We start from the raw sequence: 16,891 nt of genomic DNA, 5'->3' as shown, positions 1-16,891 counted from the left end.
GCCCGGTCGGCCGGCTGGCAATCCCCGGTCGCGAAGCCGACGCCCACAACGGCGTATATCGGCCTCCGGCCGCTATGAACCATGTCACATCTACCGCTGACGTTAGATAGAGGCGCTACCTTCGTGCGGTGACGACTTCCGACACCGCCGCCGGCACCCTGTCGCTTGAGGCCGACGAGGTCCTGGCCCGGCCCGGTCCGGACAACTACAAGTGGATCGCGCTGTCGAACGCGACCATTGGCATCCTGATGGTGACGATCAACAGTTCGATTCTTCTCATCGCCCTTCCGGATATCTTCCGGGGAATCGAGATAGACCCGCTCGCACCGGAGAACACCTCGTACTTCCTCTGGATCCTGATGGGATTCCTGCTGGTCACCTCGGTGCTCGTGGTGAGTCTGGGGCGGGTCGGCGACATGTTCGGCCGGGTGCGGATGTACAACCTCGGCTTCGCGATCTTCACGCTGTTCTCGATCCTGCTCGCCGTCACCTGGATGCATGGCACGGCAGCCGCCTGGTGGATCATCATCATGCGGGTGCTGCAGGGCGTGGGCGGTGCCTTCCTCTTCGCCAACTCCAGCGCGATCATCACTGACGCCTTCCCGGAGGACGAACGCGGGCTCGCCCTGGGGGTCAACGGCGTCGCGGCGATCGTCGGATCATTTCTGGGGCTGTTGATCGGCGGTCTGCTGGCGCCGGTCGAATGGCATCTGGTCTTTCTTGTCTCGGTGCCGTTCGGCATCTTCGGGACGGTCTGGGCCTACCTGAAGCTGCGCGACAACGGGGCGCGCACCCAGGCCCGGATCGACTGGGCCGGCAACATCACGTTCGCGGTCGGCCTCATCGCGATCCTGACCGGCATCGTCTACGGGCTGCAGCCCTATGGCGGTCACACGATGGGCTGGACCAAGCCGTTCGTGCTGAGCTGCCTGTTCGGTGGTCTCGCGGTGCTGATCGGCTTCGTCGTCATCGAGCTGCGCTCCGCCGACCCGATGTTCCGCCTGGACCTGTTCCGGAGCCGGACCTTCACCATGGGCAGCATCGCGGCTCTGCTCGGCGCGCTCGCCCGTGGTGGTCTGCAGTTCATGTTGATTATCTGGTTGCAGGGGATCTGGTTGCCGCTGCATGGCTACAGCTTCGAGAAGACCCCGCTGTGGGCCGGCATCTACCTGATTCCGGTGACCGTCGGATTCCTGGTGGCGGGGCCGCTGGCCGGCCGGTTCGCGGACCGCTACGGTGCGCGTCCGTTCGCCACCCTGGGACTGGTGATCACGGCGGTGGCGTTCCTGCTGTTCGACGCCATTCCCATCGACTTCGACTATCCGTGGTTCGCGCTGATCCTGTTGCTGATGGGCCTGTCCATGGGCCTGTTCGCGGGGCCGAACACCAGCAGCGTGATGAACACCCTGCCGCCCAACCAGCGCGGTGCCGGTGCCGGCATGCTCAACACGTTCCAGAACTCGGCCAGCGTGCTGTCCATCGGTGTTTTCTTCACCATCATCGCGCTCGGGCTGGCCGCCAGCCTTCCGGACGCCATGTACTCCGGGCTTGTCGGGCAGGGCGTCTCCCCGGCGAAGGCGCACGAGCTGGCGAACCTGCCGCCGATCGGCAGCCTGTTCGCCGCGTTCCTCGGGTACAACCCCACCGAGCGACTGCTCGGCCCGGACACCCTGTCGCAGCTCGACCCGGCGAAGGCCGACTTCCTCACCGGGCACACCTTCTTCCCGAACCTCATCTCCGGGCCGTTCGGTGACGGTCTGCGCCTCGCCTTCGCCTTCGCCGCCGTCGCCTGCCTGGTCGCCGCGGGCTTCTCCTGGCTGCGCGGGAAGCAGCGGCCGCACGTGCGCCGTCCGCTGCTCGAAGAGACGGCCGAGGGGCTGGCCGGCGCGGGCGACATCGCGGCGATGGAGGACGGTGCCGGGAGCGCTCTTTCGAGCAGCCCCCTGGCCGCCGAGCGATAGGCCGCGGGCTAGGCCGAGCGTGAGAAAGGCCCTGACGTCGATGATCAGAGCCGCCGATGGCGCCGTGCGGGCCGATGGCGCCGTGCGGGCCGATGGCGCCGTGCGGGCCGATGGCGCCGTGCGGAACAATTGCCTGGTGCGGGACGGCGACGCGGCCAAGAGCCCGGTCAAGAGCGCGGCCAAGAGCGCGGTCAAGGATGCGGCTCGTGACCTGCGCGGGATCGGTCAGGCCGCGCAGGAACTGGGCGTCTCGGTGCGGGCCCTGCGGTATTACCAGGAGGTGGGGCTGCTCACCCCGTCCGGGCGCACCCTGGGCGGGAACCGGCTGTACGCGGATTCCGACCTCGCCCGGGTGCGGCGCATCCGCGAGCTGCAGACGCTGCTCGGCTTCAACCTGGACGAGATCCGCACGATCCTCGCCTACGAGGATCGTCTCGCCCAGGTCCGGCAGGAGTACCACGCGGCGTCCGACGACGCGGACCGCATCCGGCTGCTGACCGAGGGCACGTCGGCCTACCGGAGGCTCCGCGTCGAGATTGACGAGAAAATCAGCCGGCTGGTGGCCTTCCGTGACGAGATCGACGAACGGATCGAGCGGGCGGACCGGCTGGCCAAGGGGGTCGCCGACAGCTCTCAGTGATCATCCGATCGTCGGGTTGGGCCGGCGTGCCGGGTCGGTCCGGGAACCTCGACCGCCAGGAGCGCCACATCGTCGTTCAGCGTCGATCGCGTCCAGTCCCGGACCCGGTCGGCGAGATCGGTCAGCGCCTCGTCGAGTGACGTGTGGGCGAACGCGGCCTCGGCCGCGGGCAGCAGGGGGAAGAAGGCGCCGGTCGTGGGGGCGCGTGCCTCGGTGATGCCGTCGGTATAGAACAGCAGGCGATCCCCCGCCCGCAGCACGGTGTCCGTCACGTTGCTCCCGTCCGTGATCAGCCCGAGCGGTGGCAGCCTGGACGAGACAGTGAGCAGATCCGCCTGCCCGGCACGAACGAGAACGGGATCGGGATGTCCCGCGTTCGCCAGCGTCAGACGGCTGCCGTCGACCTGCCCGACGACCGCGGTGACGAAGTCGTCCAGGCAGCTGGCATCGGCGACCTCCGCGTCGAGGTTCGCCAGCAGATCGCGCAGGCCGCCCGTGCGTCGACTCATCAGCCGGAAGCAGCTGAGCACCCGGCTCGCGATCCGCACGGCGTCGAGCCCCTTGCCCCGTACGTCACCAATGAGCAGGCGGGTTCCCCACGGGCTGTCGACGACCTCGTACAGATCCCCACCGATCATGGCCTCCACGGTGGCACTCTCGTAGCGGACGGCGAACCGCAGCCCGCCGGACGACGACGGGACGGGACTGAGGATCGTCTGCTGCGCCACCTCGGCCACCCGAGTGACGTTCTGCAGCTTCGTCTCGCGTCGGATGTTGTATCGGCTGACCAGGACGGCCATCACTCCGCCGGCCGTGACCCCGACCAGCCGGACCACCTGGGCCGTCGGGCCACCGCCGCTCCGGCCGAACAGGTCATCGTGCAGACCCAGCAGGATGCCCGCCAGGACCGCCGCCACCCCGTAGCCTGCGGTCAGCCGGGGTCCGGCGAACGTGGCCGCGAGCATGGGGCTCAGAATCGCGAGTCCGATCACGTTCCATTTCTGGTTGCTCAGTTGCAGTCCGACCACCAGGGCGAGTATGAGCATCGGGGCGATCGGGGCGATCGGGGCGAACCAGCGCAGCACCCTCAGCACCTCAGTACCGCAGCACCCTCAGCACCCCGGGAGATCCGCCCGGGGATCTCGCCTTGGCCAGGCCGCATGGGTGTCTGTCTACCCGCGAGCGGTCCGGACCGAACCCGCCGGAGCCTGCTTCCAGGGGGCCTCACCAGCCAGCATGGACGCGCTGNCCCGGCGGCGGGCCCGGCCCGCCGAGACCTCGATCGCGCGCCTCGCCGAGCAGCTCGCGGCGCTGTGAACCCGTTCAGCGGGGTGCCATCCGGATGGCACCGNCGAGGCGGATGGTCTCGCCGTTGAGCATGGGGTTCGCGATGATCTGGGTCGCGAGCAGGCCGTACTCGTCGGGGGAGCCCAGGCGCGAGGGGTGCGGGACCTGCTGGCCGAGAGAGACGCGAGCCGGCTCCGGCAGCGAGGCGAGCAGCGGGGTGTCGAACAGGCCGGGGGCGATGGTCACCACGCGGATCTTCAGACTGGCGAGGTCGCGGGCGATCGGCAGCGTCATGCCGACGATGCCGCCCTTGGNCGCCGAGTAGGCGGCCTGCCCGATCTGGCCCTCGAACGCCGCCACGGACGCGGTGTTGATGATGACGCCACGCTCGCCGTCGATCTCCTCGGTCCTGCTGATCCGCTCGGCCGCGAGTCGGATGACGTTGAACGAGCCGATCAGGTTGACCTTGACGACCCGCTCGAAGATGGCCAGTGGGAACGGCCCTTCCTTGCTCAGCGTCTTGGCGGCGTTGCTGATGCCGGCGCAGTTGACGGCGATGCGCAGCGGGCCCAGCTCGGCAGCCACGTCCAGGGCTGCCGTCACGTCCTGCTCGGAGGTGACGTCGCCGGGGCTGAATCGCACCGAACTGCCGAACTTCTCCGCGACCGCCGCGCCGTTCGAGGACGGGAGGTCGAGGAGGACCACGCTGGCACCAGCGTCGATGAGCCGGGTGGCGGTGGCAAGGCCGAGGCCGGAAGCCCCGCCGGTCACCACGGCGACTGAATCCGTGATCTGCACGTGAGTTCCTCTCCGGGAGGGACATCGGCCGGAGGCGCGGCCTTGGCTGTGCGGGGTGGAGCTGGGGGAACGAGCCGGCCGTCCCCCGACCGGCGACCAGGGGAGGCGGCCATCCGTGCACACCCCGGAAGACGTGCACACCCCGGAAGAGTAGTGCAAGCCGCGCGGGCGGACAGCGCTCCCGTGGGCCGCCAGCTCCGCGCTGCCCACCGGTTGGCGCGGATTGGGACCGGGCCGGTGGGACCAGGAGGATCAGTAGGTGCAGGTGGGCGGGCCCGGCGAGGGCGCTCCCGGCGGCGCCAGTCCGGCGGCGGGTCCGGCCGCCGCCGGTGCGGGCGCAGGCGCGGTCCCACCGGCCGTCACACTCGGCGTCACCACCGCGGTGAAGCCGGAGCCCAGGACGAGCTGGACACCGGTGATGCTCGCATCGGCGAGCAGGACCGAGCCGGGCACCGCCGCGGCGACGGTGTTCGCCTCGGCCTCCTGCCCGGGGGCGTAGAGCACCCGGGAGGTCTCGTGGGTGAGGACCGAGGCGTTGCCGGCGTTGCGGGCGTGGAAGCCCTTGGCAGTCAGCTGCTCGGTGACCTTGGAGGCGAGTCCGGCCCGCGACGAGCCGTTGTAGACGGCGACCCGGACCTGGGAGGGCGCGGCGGCGGCGCCGGGAGCGAGCGCCGGACCGGTCCCCCCGCTCCCGGCGTCGGTGGTAGAACTCGCGCCCTCGGCCTTGCCACCCATCGGCGCGACGATGCGCTGCAGGTCGTCCGGCCGGTAGAGCTGCACGGAGGCCGGGACTCCGTGCAGGCGGATGTTGCCGTTGTCGTCGATCGCCCCCTCGGCACGGGTCGGCGCGTGGACGGGCACGGTCTGCATCTGGAGGCCCCCGGTGGCCAGCCCGCGGACTCGGGTGCCGAGGCTGCGCAGGTCGGCGATGCTGGTGTGGTTGTCGAGGGTGAGCGCGCTCGCTGCCGCCGATACCAGCTTCTGGGCCTTGATCGGGTTCGTCAGGGTGTCGTCTGCCATGATCTTGTGGAACATCGAGCCGATGAACTGCTGCTGCCGGCGGATGCGGTCGAAGTCGCCGTCCGGCAGGCCGTGGCGTTGGCGAACGAAGGCCAGGGCCTGGTCGCCGCCGAGCTGGATCGTCCCGGGCCCACCGACGAATCCGCTCATCGGGTCGTTGGTGTTCGTGCTCATCCGCCACCGCCCGCGGTCGTCCTGGTAGCGGCTCGGTTTCGCGTCCGACGGCTTGATGCAGACCTGGACACCGCCGATGGCATCGGTGATCTCCTTGAAACCCTCCAGGTCCATCGAGATGTAGTGGTCGACCTGCAGGCCGGTCAGGCTCTGCACCGTCTGCACCAACAGCGACGGGCCGCCTACGGAGATCGCGGCGTTGAACTTGTCGTGCCAGGCCTTGTGACGTTTGCCGGCCCCGTCGGTGTACTCGGGGATCAGCACATACATGTCGCGGGGGAAGGAGACCATGGTGGTGGTCCCATCCTTCGTCAGGTGCGCGAGGATCGTCGTGTCGGAGCGCTGGCCCGGCGCGTCTCCGTACTTACCGTTGGTACCGGCGCGGCTGTCGGTCCCGACCAGCAGGTAGTTCGCNGTCCCCACCCCGCCGGAGTCGCCGCCCGAACCGAGGCCGAGGTCGACCCGGTTGACCTTGCCGTCGACATAGAAGTACGCGGCCCAGCCCCCCACCGTGGCCACGAACACGAGGCAGGACACGCAGGCCAGGAAGACCCGCAACCCGCGACGCCTAGCCGACCGTCCGCCGCGTGCCGACCCGGATCCCGACCGGCCGGACCCCGATCCCCGCGGGTCGAGCNGGGGTGGAAGCNCCCGCGCGTGGTCGGCGGCGTCGTTCTGNGGGTGCGGTGCGGTCACTTCCCGCCTCTCCTCGAGCGGTCCGGCGAGCAGGGTCCGGCATGGCACGGAAAGTAACACGAATGGTTTCATGCTCCCTGATGAGGGGTTCAGCCGAGTTTGGCCATATCCGGGTGAGCGGCGGCGGCTTCACCGGCTTCACCGGCGGCGGACGACGATCACATAGTCCGGTCGGGTCCCGCCATCGCCGCCTGGATGTTTTCGGCGGCCGCGTCGAACAGGCGGTGTGCCAGCTCCGACAACGCGCGCGCGGCGGCCACCTCGTCCCCGATCTCGGGAACGTCGGACTCCCCGGGGTGCAGCCGGGCCTGCCCCGTCCCGTGTAGATCGTCGCGGGCGCTGCCGTGCAGGGCCGCATCCGCCTGGGTACGGCCGTGCTGCTCCGTCAGGGAGATCTGCACGGTCCAGGTTCTCGTGGTGGTCATCTCGGCCTCCGTCCGACGAGTTCTCCTCGGATGAGTTCTTCCTGGTTGTCACGTGCCCGCGTGGTCCCCGGTGACACGGGGGGGGTGACACGGGGGGGTGACACGGTGCCCGGCCCGGGCACCGGCCGGGCCGGGCACCCACAGGTGGCGTATGGCCCGTTCATCGGCGCGCTTAATGTTGGGCATCCTCCGCCTTCCGGTATTGCCGGGATTCACCGTCCCGGCAACGGGAAGGCGTGGGGCGCCGCGCCGGTTGGTCCAGGAGGAACCGGTCCCCGGGAGGGACTGGTCCGAACGCGAGAACGGGAGGCGAGTGGATGACGGCCGAGGCACGAGGGCGGATTCGGCTCGAACAGGGCCGCGGGCGGGTGCGGACGTATCTGGGCGGCCAGCTGGTCGCGGATCCGTCGGCCGGCGGGATCCGCGGACGGGTCAGCTAGTCGGCACCGACCAGCGCAGCTGGGTGCCGCCGTCGGGGCCCGGGCCGAGTTCGAAGGTCCCGCCGAGATCCCGCGCCCGGGCCCGCATGTTCGCCAGCCCGCTGCGGCGGGTGGTAGGGCCGATGCCGACCCCGTCGTCCACCACGTCGACGGTGACGGCGCCGCTCGCGGCGGTCACGGTCACCTCGACACTGCTCGCCTTGGCATGCCGGGCGGCGTTGGACAGCGCCTCGCGCACGACCGCGATCAGATGGTCGCCGACGGTAGAGCCGATCATCGTGTCCACCGGTCCGTCCAGCCGGACCCGCGGGGTGAAGCCGAACGCGCCGGTCATGTCGTCGATGACGCCCAGGATCTGCGCCCGCAGGCCGCTGCCCGTCGCCGGTGCCGCCCGGCCCCGCAGCTCGAAGATGGTGTGGCGGATCTCCCGTACCGTCTCGTCGANATCCTCCACGTAGGTGTTCATCCGTTCCGCCCGGGTGGGCCGCTCCTCGCTGGCCGCGAGGCCCTGCAGGCCCATCGCCACCGCGAACAGGCGTTGCATCACGTGGTCGTGCAGGTCGCGGGCGATCCGGTCGCGGTCCTCCAGCAGGGACAGCCGGCCGCGTGCGGCCCGGGAGCGGGCGAGTTCCAGCGCGAGCGCGACGTGCGCGGCGAACGCGGCCGCCAGCTCCAGGTCCGCGTCTGTGAACAGGTCACCGCCCCGGCGCCGGGCGAGGATCAGCGCCCCGGACGTGACATGTGACGTGATCAGCGGAACGATCATCGTTGGCCCGATGTCGAGGTCGTGGACCTCGGATTCGGCCAGTTCACGGACGTCGGCGACGACCAGCGGCGCATGGTCGCATACCGCGCGGCCGGCCAGCGAGCTCTCTATCGGTACCCGTCGGCCCCGCAGCAGGTCCGCGTCCTGCCCGGCGGCGACGTCGAAGGACAGCTCGGTCGCCGTCTCCGACCCGAGGGCCAGCGCCGTCGTGTCCGCGCGGGCGACGTCGCGGGCCCGCTGGACGATCAGCTCCAGCGGGTCGTCGCCGTCTGCGAGCAGATGCCGGGTGATGTCGGCNGATGCCTGCGACCACTGCTGGCGATGCNGGGCCTCCCCGAACAGCCGGGCGTTGTCGATCGCCACACCGGCGTTCGCGGCCAGCGCGAGCGCCAGCTCCTCGTCCTCCGCGGTGAACACCCGACCGCCGCGTTTCTCAGTGAGGTAGAGATTGCCGAAGACCTCGTTGCGGACCCGGATCGGCACCCCGAGGAAGGCCCGCATCGGTGGATGGCCCGGGGGGAAACCGACCGCCTGGAGGTGGTCGGCGATGTCGTCGAGGCGCACCGGCCGCGGTTCCGCGATGAGCAGGCCCAGCACGCCGTCTCCCCGGGGCAGCCGCCCTATCGTCTCGACGAGTCCCGGGTCCATCCCGACGTGCACGAACTGTTCGAGCCGACCGTCGCGGGAGATTACCCCGAGCGCGCCGTAGCGGGCGTCAACCAGCTCGCACGCGGACTCGACGATGCGCCGTAGCACCACGTCGAGACTGAGGTCGGCGGTGACCATCCGGTTGGCCCGCAGCAGGCCGTGCAGCCGGCTTTGAGTGGCCAGAACGTCCTGGGCCCGGTCCACCAGCTGGGCGAGAAGCTCGTCGAGCTCGAGCCGAGCGACCGCGGGAAAGATCAGCTCTCCCGGCGGTCCCGGAGACGGCGCGGTGCCGGCCAGATCGGAGGTCCCTTCGTCCGCGGAGGCGAGGTCCCGTTCGGACTCCATGTTCTCAAGACGATAACCGACCGGGCCTGGGCCGGCATGATCCGCGGGATGAGGCGATGACCATTCTTCGCTGGCCGCGCACCGGTACGCCACCATGCGGGTATGGATATCGTCAGCGAGGCGGAGTTCGGTCGCCGCATCGAGACCCATCTCGCCGCGGGTTCCGGTGTGGGCGGTGGAGCCGGTCCTCGTGGAGCCGGAGCCGGTACGGGGGTAGCCGGTCCTGGCCGATGGCGGTCGGCCACGCCGCGGGTCGTGGCGGCGGGGAACTTCGCCACCCCGCTCGTCGCGTTGCGTGTGATCGACGCGGTGGTGAGTGAATACCGCCTCTTTATGATCAACGCTCAGGGTGGCGTGCCGGAACGCGGCGGCGTGACGCCGGAGACCGCGTTCGTCGGCCCGGCGATGCGCAACGTGCCCGGCCTCGACTACCTGCCCAACCGGCTCAGCCTCGTGCCTCGCCTGCTCGCGACCACCCACCGGCCCGACGTCGTCGTGTTGCACGCCAGCGTGCCCGACGGGGGGAAGGTCTCGCTCGGCACCGAAGTCAACATCCTGCCGGCCGCGGTCGAGGCGGCCCGCGCGCACGGGGGACTGGTGGTCGCCCAGCTCAACCCGGCGATGCCCTACACCTTCGGCGACGGTGAACTGAGCATCGATGACGTCGACCTCGCCGTGGAGGTGGAGCAGCCGCTCGCCAGCCCCGCGGTCACGCCCGTCGACGACGTCCGCGGGCAGATCGGCGAGCGGGTCGCCGCGCTCGTCGAGGACGGGGCGACCCTGCAGCTCGGCATCGGCGGTGTCCCGAACGCCACGCTGTCGGCCCTCGTCGACCGGCGGGNTCTNCGCGNGTGGNCCGAGACCTTCTCCGATGGCATGCTCGCGCTCGAAGCCTCCGGCGCGCTGGCCGCCGGGACACCGCTGCGGACCTCGTTCCTGTTCGGGTCGGCCGAGCTCTACTCGTGGGCGCACCGCAATCCGCGGCTGCTGCTGGTGCGCACCGAAATCGTGAACGACCCGGGGGTCATCGTCCGGCAGCCGCGGATGACCTCGATCAACACCGCGCTGCAGGTGGATCTGTATGCGCAGGCGAACGCGTCCTGGATCCGCAACCGCATCTACTCCGGCTTCGGTGGGCAGTCCGACTTCGTCGTCGGCGCGCTGCACGCGGCCGACGGCAAGGCGATCATCGCCCTGCCGAGCCGGCATGCCCGGTCGGGGGATTCCTGTGTGCTGCCGCGGCTCACCAGCCCGGTCACCAGTTTCCAGCACAGCTACGTCGTGTCCGAGAACGGGACCGCGGCCGTGTGGGGGCGCGGCCAGCACGAACAGACCGCCCGACTCATCGACCACGTCGCCCACCCCGACGCCCGAGCCGGCCTGACGGAGGCGGCCGGGTCGCTGGGACTGCTCGCCGGCCGCGCATCGTCAACCGTCTGATCCGGGACCGTCTGATCCGATGATCGTCTGATTCGGTAAGCTGACCAGAAAGCCGAGGAACGCACGACAAGTCACCGGGTGGTCCGCCGCCAGGAGCGGCTTTGCGTCAAAAAGCGCGAGAGTGCCCCGGGCGTTAAAGACGCGAACACGGCATCCATGGCGGCCATGGCTGCCGCCGTCAAACAGCATGGCTGGAATAAGCCGCCCCCAACGGTCAGTTCTGTCGTTCCTGCGTCGAGAATCGGCCGAGCCCGGTCCCAAGACGCGACACGCAAGTTTTTCAATCGCCGGTGACGCCCAGGCCGACCGCTAGCCTCGCCATGACGGAAAGGAAAGGATAGGTCCACCGTCCGCGGGCAACGGGGTCGTTCATCTTCGGGAGAAAAATGTGGGACAGACACGCGACGGGACTATCTCGTTGGCTACGGGCGCGAATACTCTCACGTCGGCGCCTGACACCGACTCGACCGAATCTCCCGACATCGGCGACGCAGGACGGGTTCTGATCGTAGTTCAGAACCTGCCGATTCTGATCGACCATCGGACGTGGCAGGAATGCCAGGCGCTTCGCAACCAGGGCTACCAGGTTGCCGTAATATGCCCACGGGGCCCGGGGCAGCGGCGTCACCAGATCGTTGACGGTGTCAGCATCTGGACGTATCGTGGCGCACCCCGGACCCAGGGTGTGCTCAGTTACGTCTTCGAGTTCGGCTACTGCTGGGTGCGAACCGCTGTCCTGTCCGTCGCCGTGGCCCGCCGGCACGGATTCGACGTGATCCAGGCATGTAACCCGCCGGACACGTACTGGGCGCTCGCGCTGTTCTACAAGCCATTCGGCAAGAAGTTCGTCTTCGACCATCATGATCTCTGTCCGGAACTCTATCGCTCACGGTTCGGTAAGGACGGGGGGCTGTTGCTCCGCGCGTTGCTGCTGCTTGAACGGATGAATCAGCGGGTCGCTGACCACGTGATCGTGACCAACGAATCTTACCGGCGGCTGGCCCTGACCAGGGGGCGGCTGCCGTCGGAACGGGTGACCGTCGTCCGAAACGGACCGGACCCCGAACTGATGAAGCCCGCCGCGGAGCGGCCCGAATTGCGGCGCGGCCGGCAGCACCTTGCCTGTTATCTGGGAATAATGGGCCCGCAGGACGGTGTCGACCGACTCCTCGATGCCATACATCACTATGTCCACGTTCTCGGGCGCACCGACTGCGCCTTCGCCCTGCTGGGATTTGGTGACTGTCTGGACGATCTGCGGAAACAGTCGAGCCGGCTCGGTCTCGACGACTGGGTCGAGTTCACCGGGCGGGCCGACGACCAGATGATCCGGGACTACCTGTCCACCGCCACGGTCGGATTGTCGCCGGACCCGCGGAGCCCGCTGAACGAGGTGTCCACCATGTCCAAGACGCTCGAATACATGGCCTATGCGCTGCCGGTGGTGGCCTATGACCTGACCGAGACCCGGGTGAGCGCCGAGGACGCCGCCGTCTATGTACCCTCCGACACGGTGGCGGACTTCGCCCGGACCCTCGCCGAACTGCTGACGGACCCGGACCGACGCCGGACCCTTGGCGCCCGGGGTCGGGAGCGCATTGTGAACGAACTGTCCTGGCGGTATTCGGAGCCCCGCTACGTCGGGGTCCACGACCGGCTACGTGGTCGCCAGGCCGGCCACCCCAGTATCCCGGTCCCTCGTCAGGGCGGCTTGACCCGCGTGAGCGGCTCGGCAGCGCCGGTTCACGCGACCGGCTCCCGGGAACGAGCGGAACGATGAAGGTCGGTATTCTTGCCGGCGGTCTGGGCAGCCGGTTGGCGGAGGAGACGGTCATCAAACCCAAACCGATGATCGAGATCGGCAACCGGCCGATCATCTGGCACATCATGAAGTACTACGCTCACTTCCAGTTCACCGATTTTACGATCGCCCTGGGGTATAAAGGCGAATATATCAAACGCTGGCTGGTGGACTACGCGGCGCTGACCAGCGATCTCACGGTGTCGCTTCGGCAGAGCGCTGTGGAGCGGCACGGGGGTACCTCGGAGGATTGGCGGGTAAATCTGGTCGACACCGGTCAGAATACCGCCACCGGCGGTCGTATCAGGCGACTCGCGCCCTGGCTCGGNGACGCGGGGNCGTTCATGTTGACCTGGGGGGACGGCGTAGCGGACATCGATCTCAACGCGTTGCGCGACTTCCACCGCTCGCATGGCAGGATCGCCACGCTGACCGCCGTGCGGCCACCCGCCCGGTTCGGTCACCTCGAGCTGGCCGGGGACCAGATTGTGGAGTTCTCGGAGAAACCACAGGCCGGTGAGGGCTGGATCAACGGTGCCTTCTTCGTCCTGGAACCGCAGGTCTTCGACTACATTGCCGGCGACGACACCCAGTTCGAGAAGGAGCCCCTTGAGAGGCTCGCCAAGGACGGTCAGCTCATGGCGTATCGGCATGGCGGCTTCTGGCAGTGCATGGACACGGTACGCGACCGCAAACTCCTGCAGTCACTGTGGGATGGTGGCTGTGCGCCCTGGAAGGTATGGGACTGAGCTCGATGCGTATTCTGGTCACCGGACACGACGGATATATAGGAACCCGTCTCATCCCGCTCTTCCGGGCTGCCGGACACGATGTGGTGGGTCTGGACAGCGGACTGTTCTCCGGGTGTACCCTCGGACCCGATCCGGACTTCGTGCCGGCGTTGAAACTTGATATTCGGGACGTCCGGCCGTCCCAGCTGGAGGGTTACGACGCGGTGGTCCATCTGGCGGGCATATCCAATGATCCGCTGGGTGATCTGAACCCAGCCGTGACCTATGACATCAACGCCCGGGGGACGTTGCTGGTTGGGCGTGCCGCCAAGGCCGCGGGCGTACCGCGTTTCGTCTTCTCGTCCTCGTGCAGCCTCTATGGTGCGCACGGAGACGCGCCCATCGACGAGTCGGCCGAGTTTCATCCGGTGACTCCCTACGGCGAGTCAAAAGTGATCGCCGAACGAGAGCTCGCCGAGCTTGCCGATGACGATTTCAGCCCGGTCTTCCTGCGTAACGCCACGGCGTACGGCGTCTCACCCCGACTGCGTGGTGATCTTGTGGTGAACAATCTCACCGGCTACGCGGTGACGACCGGCGAGGTTTACCTCAAGAGCGACGGGACGCCGTGGCGGCCGCTGGTACACATCGAGGACATCGCCCGGGCGATGCTCGCCGTGTGCGAGGCGCCCCGCGAGAAGATCCACCTCAAGGCCTACAATGTCGGCCGGTCGGCGGAGAACTATCGGATACGCGACGTGGCCGCGATCGTCGAGGAGGTCGTGCCGGGCGGCCGGGTGGTCTTCGCGGACACGGCCGGGCCGGACAAGCGGAACTACCGGGTGGACTGCGACCGTATCGCCGAGGAGATACCGGGATTCCGGCCGGTGTGGACCGTCCGCAAGGGGGTCGAGGAGCTCTACCTGGCCTACGTCGCCGCCGGGCTGACCAAGGAGGAGCTGATCGGCTCCCGCTTCCAGCGGATCCAGCGCATCCAGCAACTCATGGCGGACGGTCTGCTCGACGTCACCCTGCGGTCGGCCGCACCGATGCGGGTGCCATGAGCGTGCTCGGCCGCCGCTGCCGCGGCTCGACATACCTGCGGCGACGTACCCGCGGCGGGGCTGCCGGTTCATCCTTCCCGTTCCGACACCGAGGGTCGTTCCATGACTGACCAGTCCACCGCCTGCCCCGCCTGCGGCGGTTCCCNTCTCACCNCCNTCTATACAAANGACGACGTCCCNTCGCACAGTTGTCTGCTGCTGGCCGACGAGGACGAGGCCCGGGCGTTCCCGAAGGGTGATCTGCGGATCGCCTTCTGCGAGCGCTGCGGCTTCATCATGAACACGGCCTTCGATCCGACCAAGAATCAGTACTCCGCCCGGTACGAGGAGACGCAGGCATTCTCCACCCGATTTCAGGAGTTCGCGCGGGACCTCGCCAAGCGCTGGACCGACAAGTACGATCTGTACGGGAAGACGGTCCTGGAGATCGGGTGCGGCAAGGGTGAGTTTCTCGTCCACCTGGTGGAGCAGGGTGCCGGCGCCGGCATCGGGATCGACCCGGGTGTCCGGCCCGAGCGCATCACCAGCCCGGTTGCCGGCCGGCTGACCTGGATCACGGNCCTCTNCNCCGAGCGGTATGCGCACCTGACCGCCGATGCCGTCGTGTGCCGGCACACCCTGGAGCACATCGCGCCGGTCGGCGACTTCATGCGGATGATCCGGGCCGCGCTCGGTGACCGGACCGATATCCCGGTCCTCTTTGAGCTGCCGGACGTCCTGCGGGTGCTGCAGGAGGCGGCGTTCTGGGATGTGTACTACGAGCACTGCTCCTATTTCAGCGCCGGTTCGCTGGCGAGGTTGTTCCGAGCTACCGGGTTCGAGGTGCTCGACGTCTCCCTCGACTATGACGATCAGTACCTGCTGATCGAGGCGCGGCCGTCCACCGTTCCGGCGGCCGGTGACCCGCTGCCGATCGAGGACGACCTGGCCACCCTGCGCGTCGGGGTACGGCACTTCCAGCGTGAGGTGGCCACGACGCTGAACCGGTGGAGCGAGATGCTGTGGCGCGGGCACCAGCGCGGCGAAAAGGCGGCGATCTGGGGTTCGGGCTCCAAAGGTGTGTCGTTTCTGGCGACCCTCGGCCCGGCCGCCGACCTGGTCCGCTACGCCGTCGACATCAACCCGCACAAACACGGCATGTTCATGGCGGGCAGCGGCCACCGTATCGTCCCGTCCGAGTGGCTGCGGGAAGATAGGCCGGATCTTCTGATCATCATGAATCCGATCTATCGTGACGAGATCGCGGGGGAGTTGACCCGGCTGGGCGTCGACACCGAGCTGAGGGCCGTCTGAGTGAGCAATGTCTGTCTGGTGAGCAACGTCTGTCCGGTGACCAATGTCTGTCCGGCATGCCAGGGCACCGCGCTCGAAGACCTGGTACGTGTTGAGCGTTCGCCGGTGATGANCGGCGTGCTGTGGCCGTCGCGGGAAGCCGCCATGACCGCGCAGCGCCGTGCTCTGGAGCTGTCGCTGTGTGCCGAGTGCGGCACCGTGGTCAATGTCGCGTTCGAGGCCGGCCTCGTCGAGTACGGCGGCGAGTATGACAACTCGCTGCACTTCTCGCCCGCCTTCCGGGCGTACGCCGAGGCGTTGGCGGACCGTCTGATCGTCCGGCATAACCTGGTGGGGCGGGAGGTTGTCGAGATCGGGTCGGGCAAGGGGGACTTCCTGCGCCTGTTGTGTGCCCGGGGACTGTGTGCCGGAACCGGGTACGACCCGACCTACATCGGCCCCGAACGTGCCGACGACGCCGCGGTGACCTTTGTGGTCGACCTGTACGGTTCGCGCTATTCCCATCTCCCGGCGGATCTTGTCGTCTGCCGGCACGTCCTCGAGCACGTGTCCGATCCACTGGGCTTTCTGACCGATATCCGCAATGCGCTGGGCGGCCGGGACGCGTCGCTGTATCTCGAGGTGCCCAACGGCGGCTTCGTCCTCGGCGAGGCGGGGGNGTGGGACTTCATCTACCCGCACGTGTCGTACTTCTCGCCGGCTGGACTTCGGCGGGTGGNGAGCGCGGCCGGGTTCACCATCACCGACGCCGGAACATCCTACGGTGACCAGTTCCTCTGGATCGAGGCCAAGACGGCGCCGACGACCCGTCCGTCCGGTCGGATCGGACCGGCCGCCGGCGAGGACGTGGTGGCGACGGACCGCTTCGTGGTCCAGGCCAGAAAGTTCGGTGACGTCTANCGGGAGGTTGTCGGGCGCTGGTCCGCGCATCTCGCCGACCTGGCGACGGACGCCGATTCCGCCTGGGACGCGCCGCGTGCGCTGGTCTGGGGCGCGGGGTCCAAGGGGGTGGCATTCCTCAACGTGTTGGACGTCGGTTCCGCCGTGCGGGGAGTCGTCGACCTCAACCCGCGGAAGAGGGGCCTGTTCGTGCCCGGCACCGGGCATCCGGTGTTGGCACCCGAGGACCTGTCGGTGGAGCGGGTGGGGCGCGTTTTTCTTCCGAATCCGCTGTATCTGGACGAGGTGCGCGGCCGGTTGGCGGAACTGGGTGTGCCCGCGGAGGTCGTGCCACTTAGCAGCTGACAATCTCGTCAGCAGAGGTTCGGCTCCGGTCGGACGGAGGGACGATGGAGAATGGCCATACCTGTCGACAGCGGCACCCAGGACGAGGCCCGACCCAAGGGACCTGATCGCCAGGCG

14 protein-coding genes are annotated in these 16,891 nt (G+C 68.6%); 9 read left to right on the top strand and 5 right to left on the bottom strand.

From position 1 onward, the window contains the following. The first annotated feature begins 128 nt into the window (after nt 1–128). On the top strand, nt 129–1,961 hold the full coding sequence (locus CED_RS05725) for an MFS transporter (RefSeq protein ID WP_011435993.1): 1,833 nt from the start codon (nt 129–131) through the stop codon (nt 1,959–1,961). Nucleotides 1,962–1,980: 19 nt separating this feature from the next. Next, a complete protein-coding gene (locus tag CED_RS21370; protein WP_235186906.1) occupies nt 1,981–2,601 on the top strand; it encodes a MerR family transcriptional regulator in 621 nt (206 codons plus the stop codon). On the opposite strand, the gene CED_RS05715 is transcribed toward CED_RS21370, so the two are convergent. From CED_RS05715 to CED_RS05700, 4 genes are all read right to left on the bottom strand, one after another. Next, nucleotides 2,595–3,695 carry a PP2C family protein-serine/threonine phosphatase gene (locus CED_RS05715; RefSeq protein WP_369807792.1) on the bottom strand — a complete coding sequence of 367 codons (1,101 nt, stop codon included), beginning with the start codon at nt 3,693–3,695 and terminating at the stop codon, nt 2,595–2,597. The genes CED_RS21370 and CED_RS05715 overlap by 7 nt on opposite strands. Nucleotides 3,696–3,924: 229 nt before the next feature. Continuing rightward, nucleotides 3,925–4,686: a 3-hydroxyacyl-CoA dehydrogenase gene (locus CED_RS05710; protein WP_035908984.1), complete on the bottom strand. Its 762-nt coding sequence runs from the start codon at nt 4,684–4,686 to the stop codon at nt 3,925–3,927. A 252-nt stretch (nt 4,687–4,938) separates the two neighbouring features. Continuing rightward, the gene (locus tag CED_RS05705; RefSeq protein WP_035909039.1) at nt 4,939–6,576 is read right to left on the bottom strand and encodes an LCP family protein; all 1,638 of its coding nucleotides are present in this window, start codon (nt 6,574–6,576) and stop codon (nt 4,939–4,941) included. A gap of 158 nt (nt 6,577–6,734) precedes the next feature. After that, a complete protein-coding gene (locus tag CED_RS05700) occupies nt 6,735–7,001 on the bottom strand; it encodes a DUF1876 domain-containing protein (protein WP_011435998.1) in 267 nt (88 codons plus the stop codon). Nucleotides 7,002–7,318: 317 nt separating this feature from the next. Between CED_RS05700 and CED_RS25735 the strand changes: the two genes are divergently transcribed. After that, nucleotides 7,319–7,441, top strand: coding sequence for a hypothetical protein (locus CED_RS25735; protein ID WP_023840921.1), 123 nt, complete (start codon nt 7,319–7,321; stop codon nt 7,439–7,441). On the opposite strand, the gene CED_RS05695 is transcribed toward CED_RS25735, so the two are convergent. Further along, nucleotides 7,434–9,200, bottom strand: coding sequence for a GAF domain-containing protein (locus CED_RS05695; protein WP_035908980.1), 1,767 nt, complete (start codon nt 9,198–9,200; stop codon nt 7,434–7,436). The two genes, CED_RS25735 and CED_RS05695, sit on opposite strands and share 8 nt — an antisense overlap. A 102-nt stretch (nt 9,201–9,302) precedes the next feature. Here CED_RS05695 and CED_RS05690 point away from each other — a divergent pair, with 102 nt between their 5' ends. From CED_RS05690 to CED_RS05665, 6 genes are all read left to right on the top strand, one after another. Continuing rightward, nucleotides 9,303–10,640: an acetyl-CoA hydrolase/transferase family protein gene (locus CED_RS05690; protein ID WP_035908978.1), complete on the top strand. Its 1,338-nt coding sequence runs from the start codon at nt 9,303–9,305 to the stop codon at nt 10,638–10,640. Nucleotides 10,641–11,121: 481 nt separating this feature from the next. Beyond that, nucleotides 11,122–12,420, top strand: a complete 1,299-nt coding sequence (locus CED_RS05685) for a glycosyltransferase family 4 protein (RefSeq protein WP_369807793.1) — start codon at nt 11,122–11,124, stop codon at nt 12,418–12,420. Next, nucleotides 12,417–13,190 carry a glucose-1-phosphate cytidylyltransferase gene (gene rfbF / locus CED_RS05680; RefSeq protein WP_035908976.1) on the top strand — a complete coding sequence of 258 codons (774 nt, stop codon included), beginning with the start codon at nt 12,417–12,419 and terminating at the stop codon, nt 13,188–13,190. The genes CED_RS05685 and rfbF overlap by 4 nt, the downstream gene beginning before the upstream one ends. Before the next feature lie 5 nt (nt 13,191–13,195). Beyond that, nucleotides 13,196–14,236: an NAD(P)-dependent oxidoreductase gene (locus CED_RS05675; protein ID WP_011436003.1), complete on the top strand. Its 1,041-nt coding sequence runs from the start codon at nt 13,196–13,198 to the stop codon at nt 14,234–14,236. A gap of 102 nt (nt 14,237–14,338) precedes the next feature. Continuing rightward, on the top strand, nt 14,339–15,529 hold the full coding sequence (locus CED_RS05670; protein ID WP_035908974.1) for a class I SAM-dependent methyltransferase: 1,191 nt from the start codon (nt 14,339–14,341) through the stop codon (nt 15,527–15,529). Further along, a complete protein-coding gene (locus tag CED_RS05665; protein WP_035908973.1) occupies nt 15,530–16,774 on the top strand; it encodes a class I SAM-dependent methyltransferase in 1,245 nt (414 codons plus the stop codon). Nucleotides 16,775–16,891 lie beyond the last annotated feature (117 nt).

The sequence above is a fragment of the Frankia sp. CeD genome, assembly GCF_000732115.1.
GTDB classification, from domain to species: domain Bacteria; phylum Actinomycetota; class Actinomycetes; order Frankiales; family Frankiaceae; genus Frankia; species Frankia casuarinae.
This window is presented reverse-complemented; position numbering and strand designations above follow the sequence as displayed.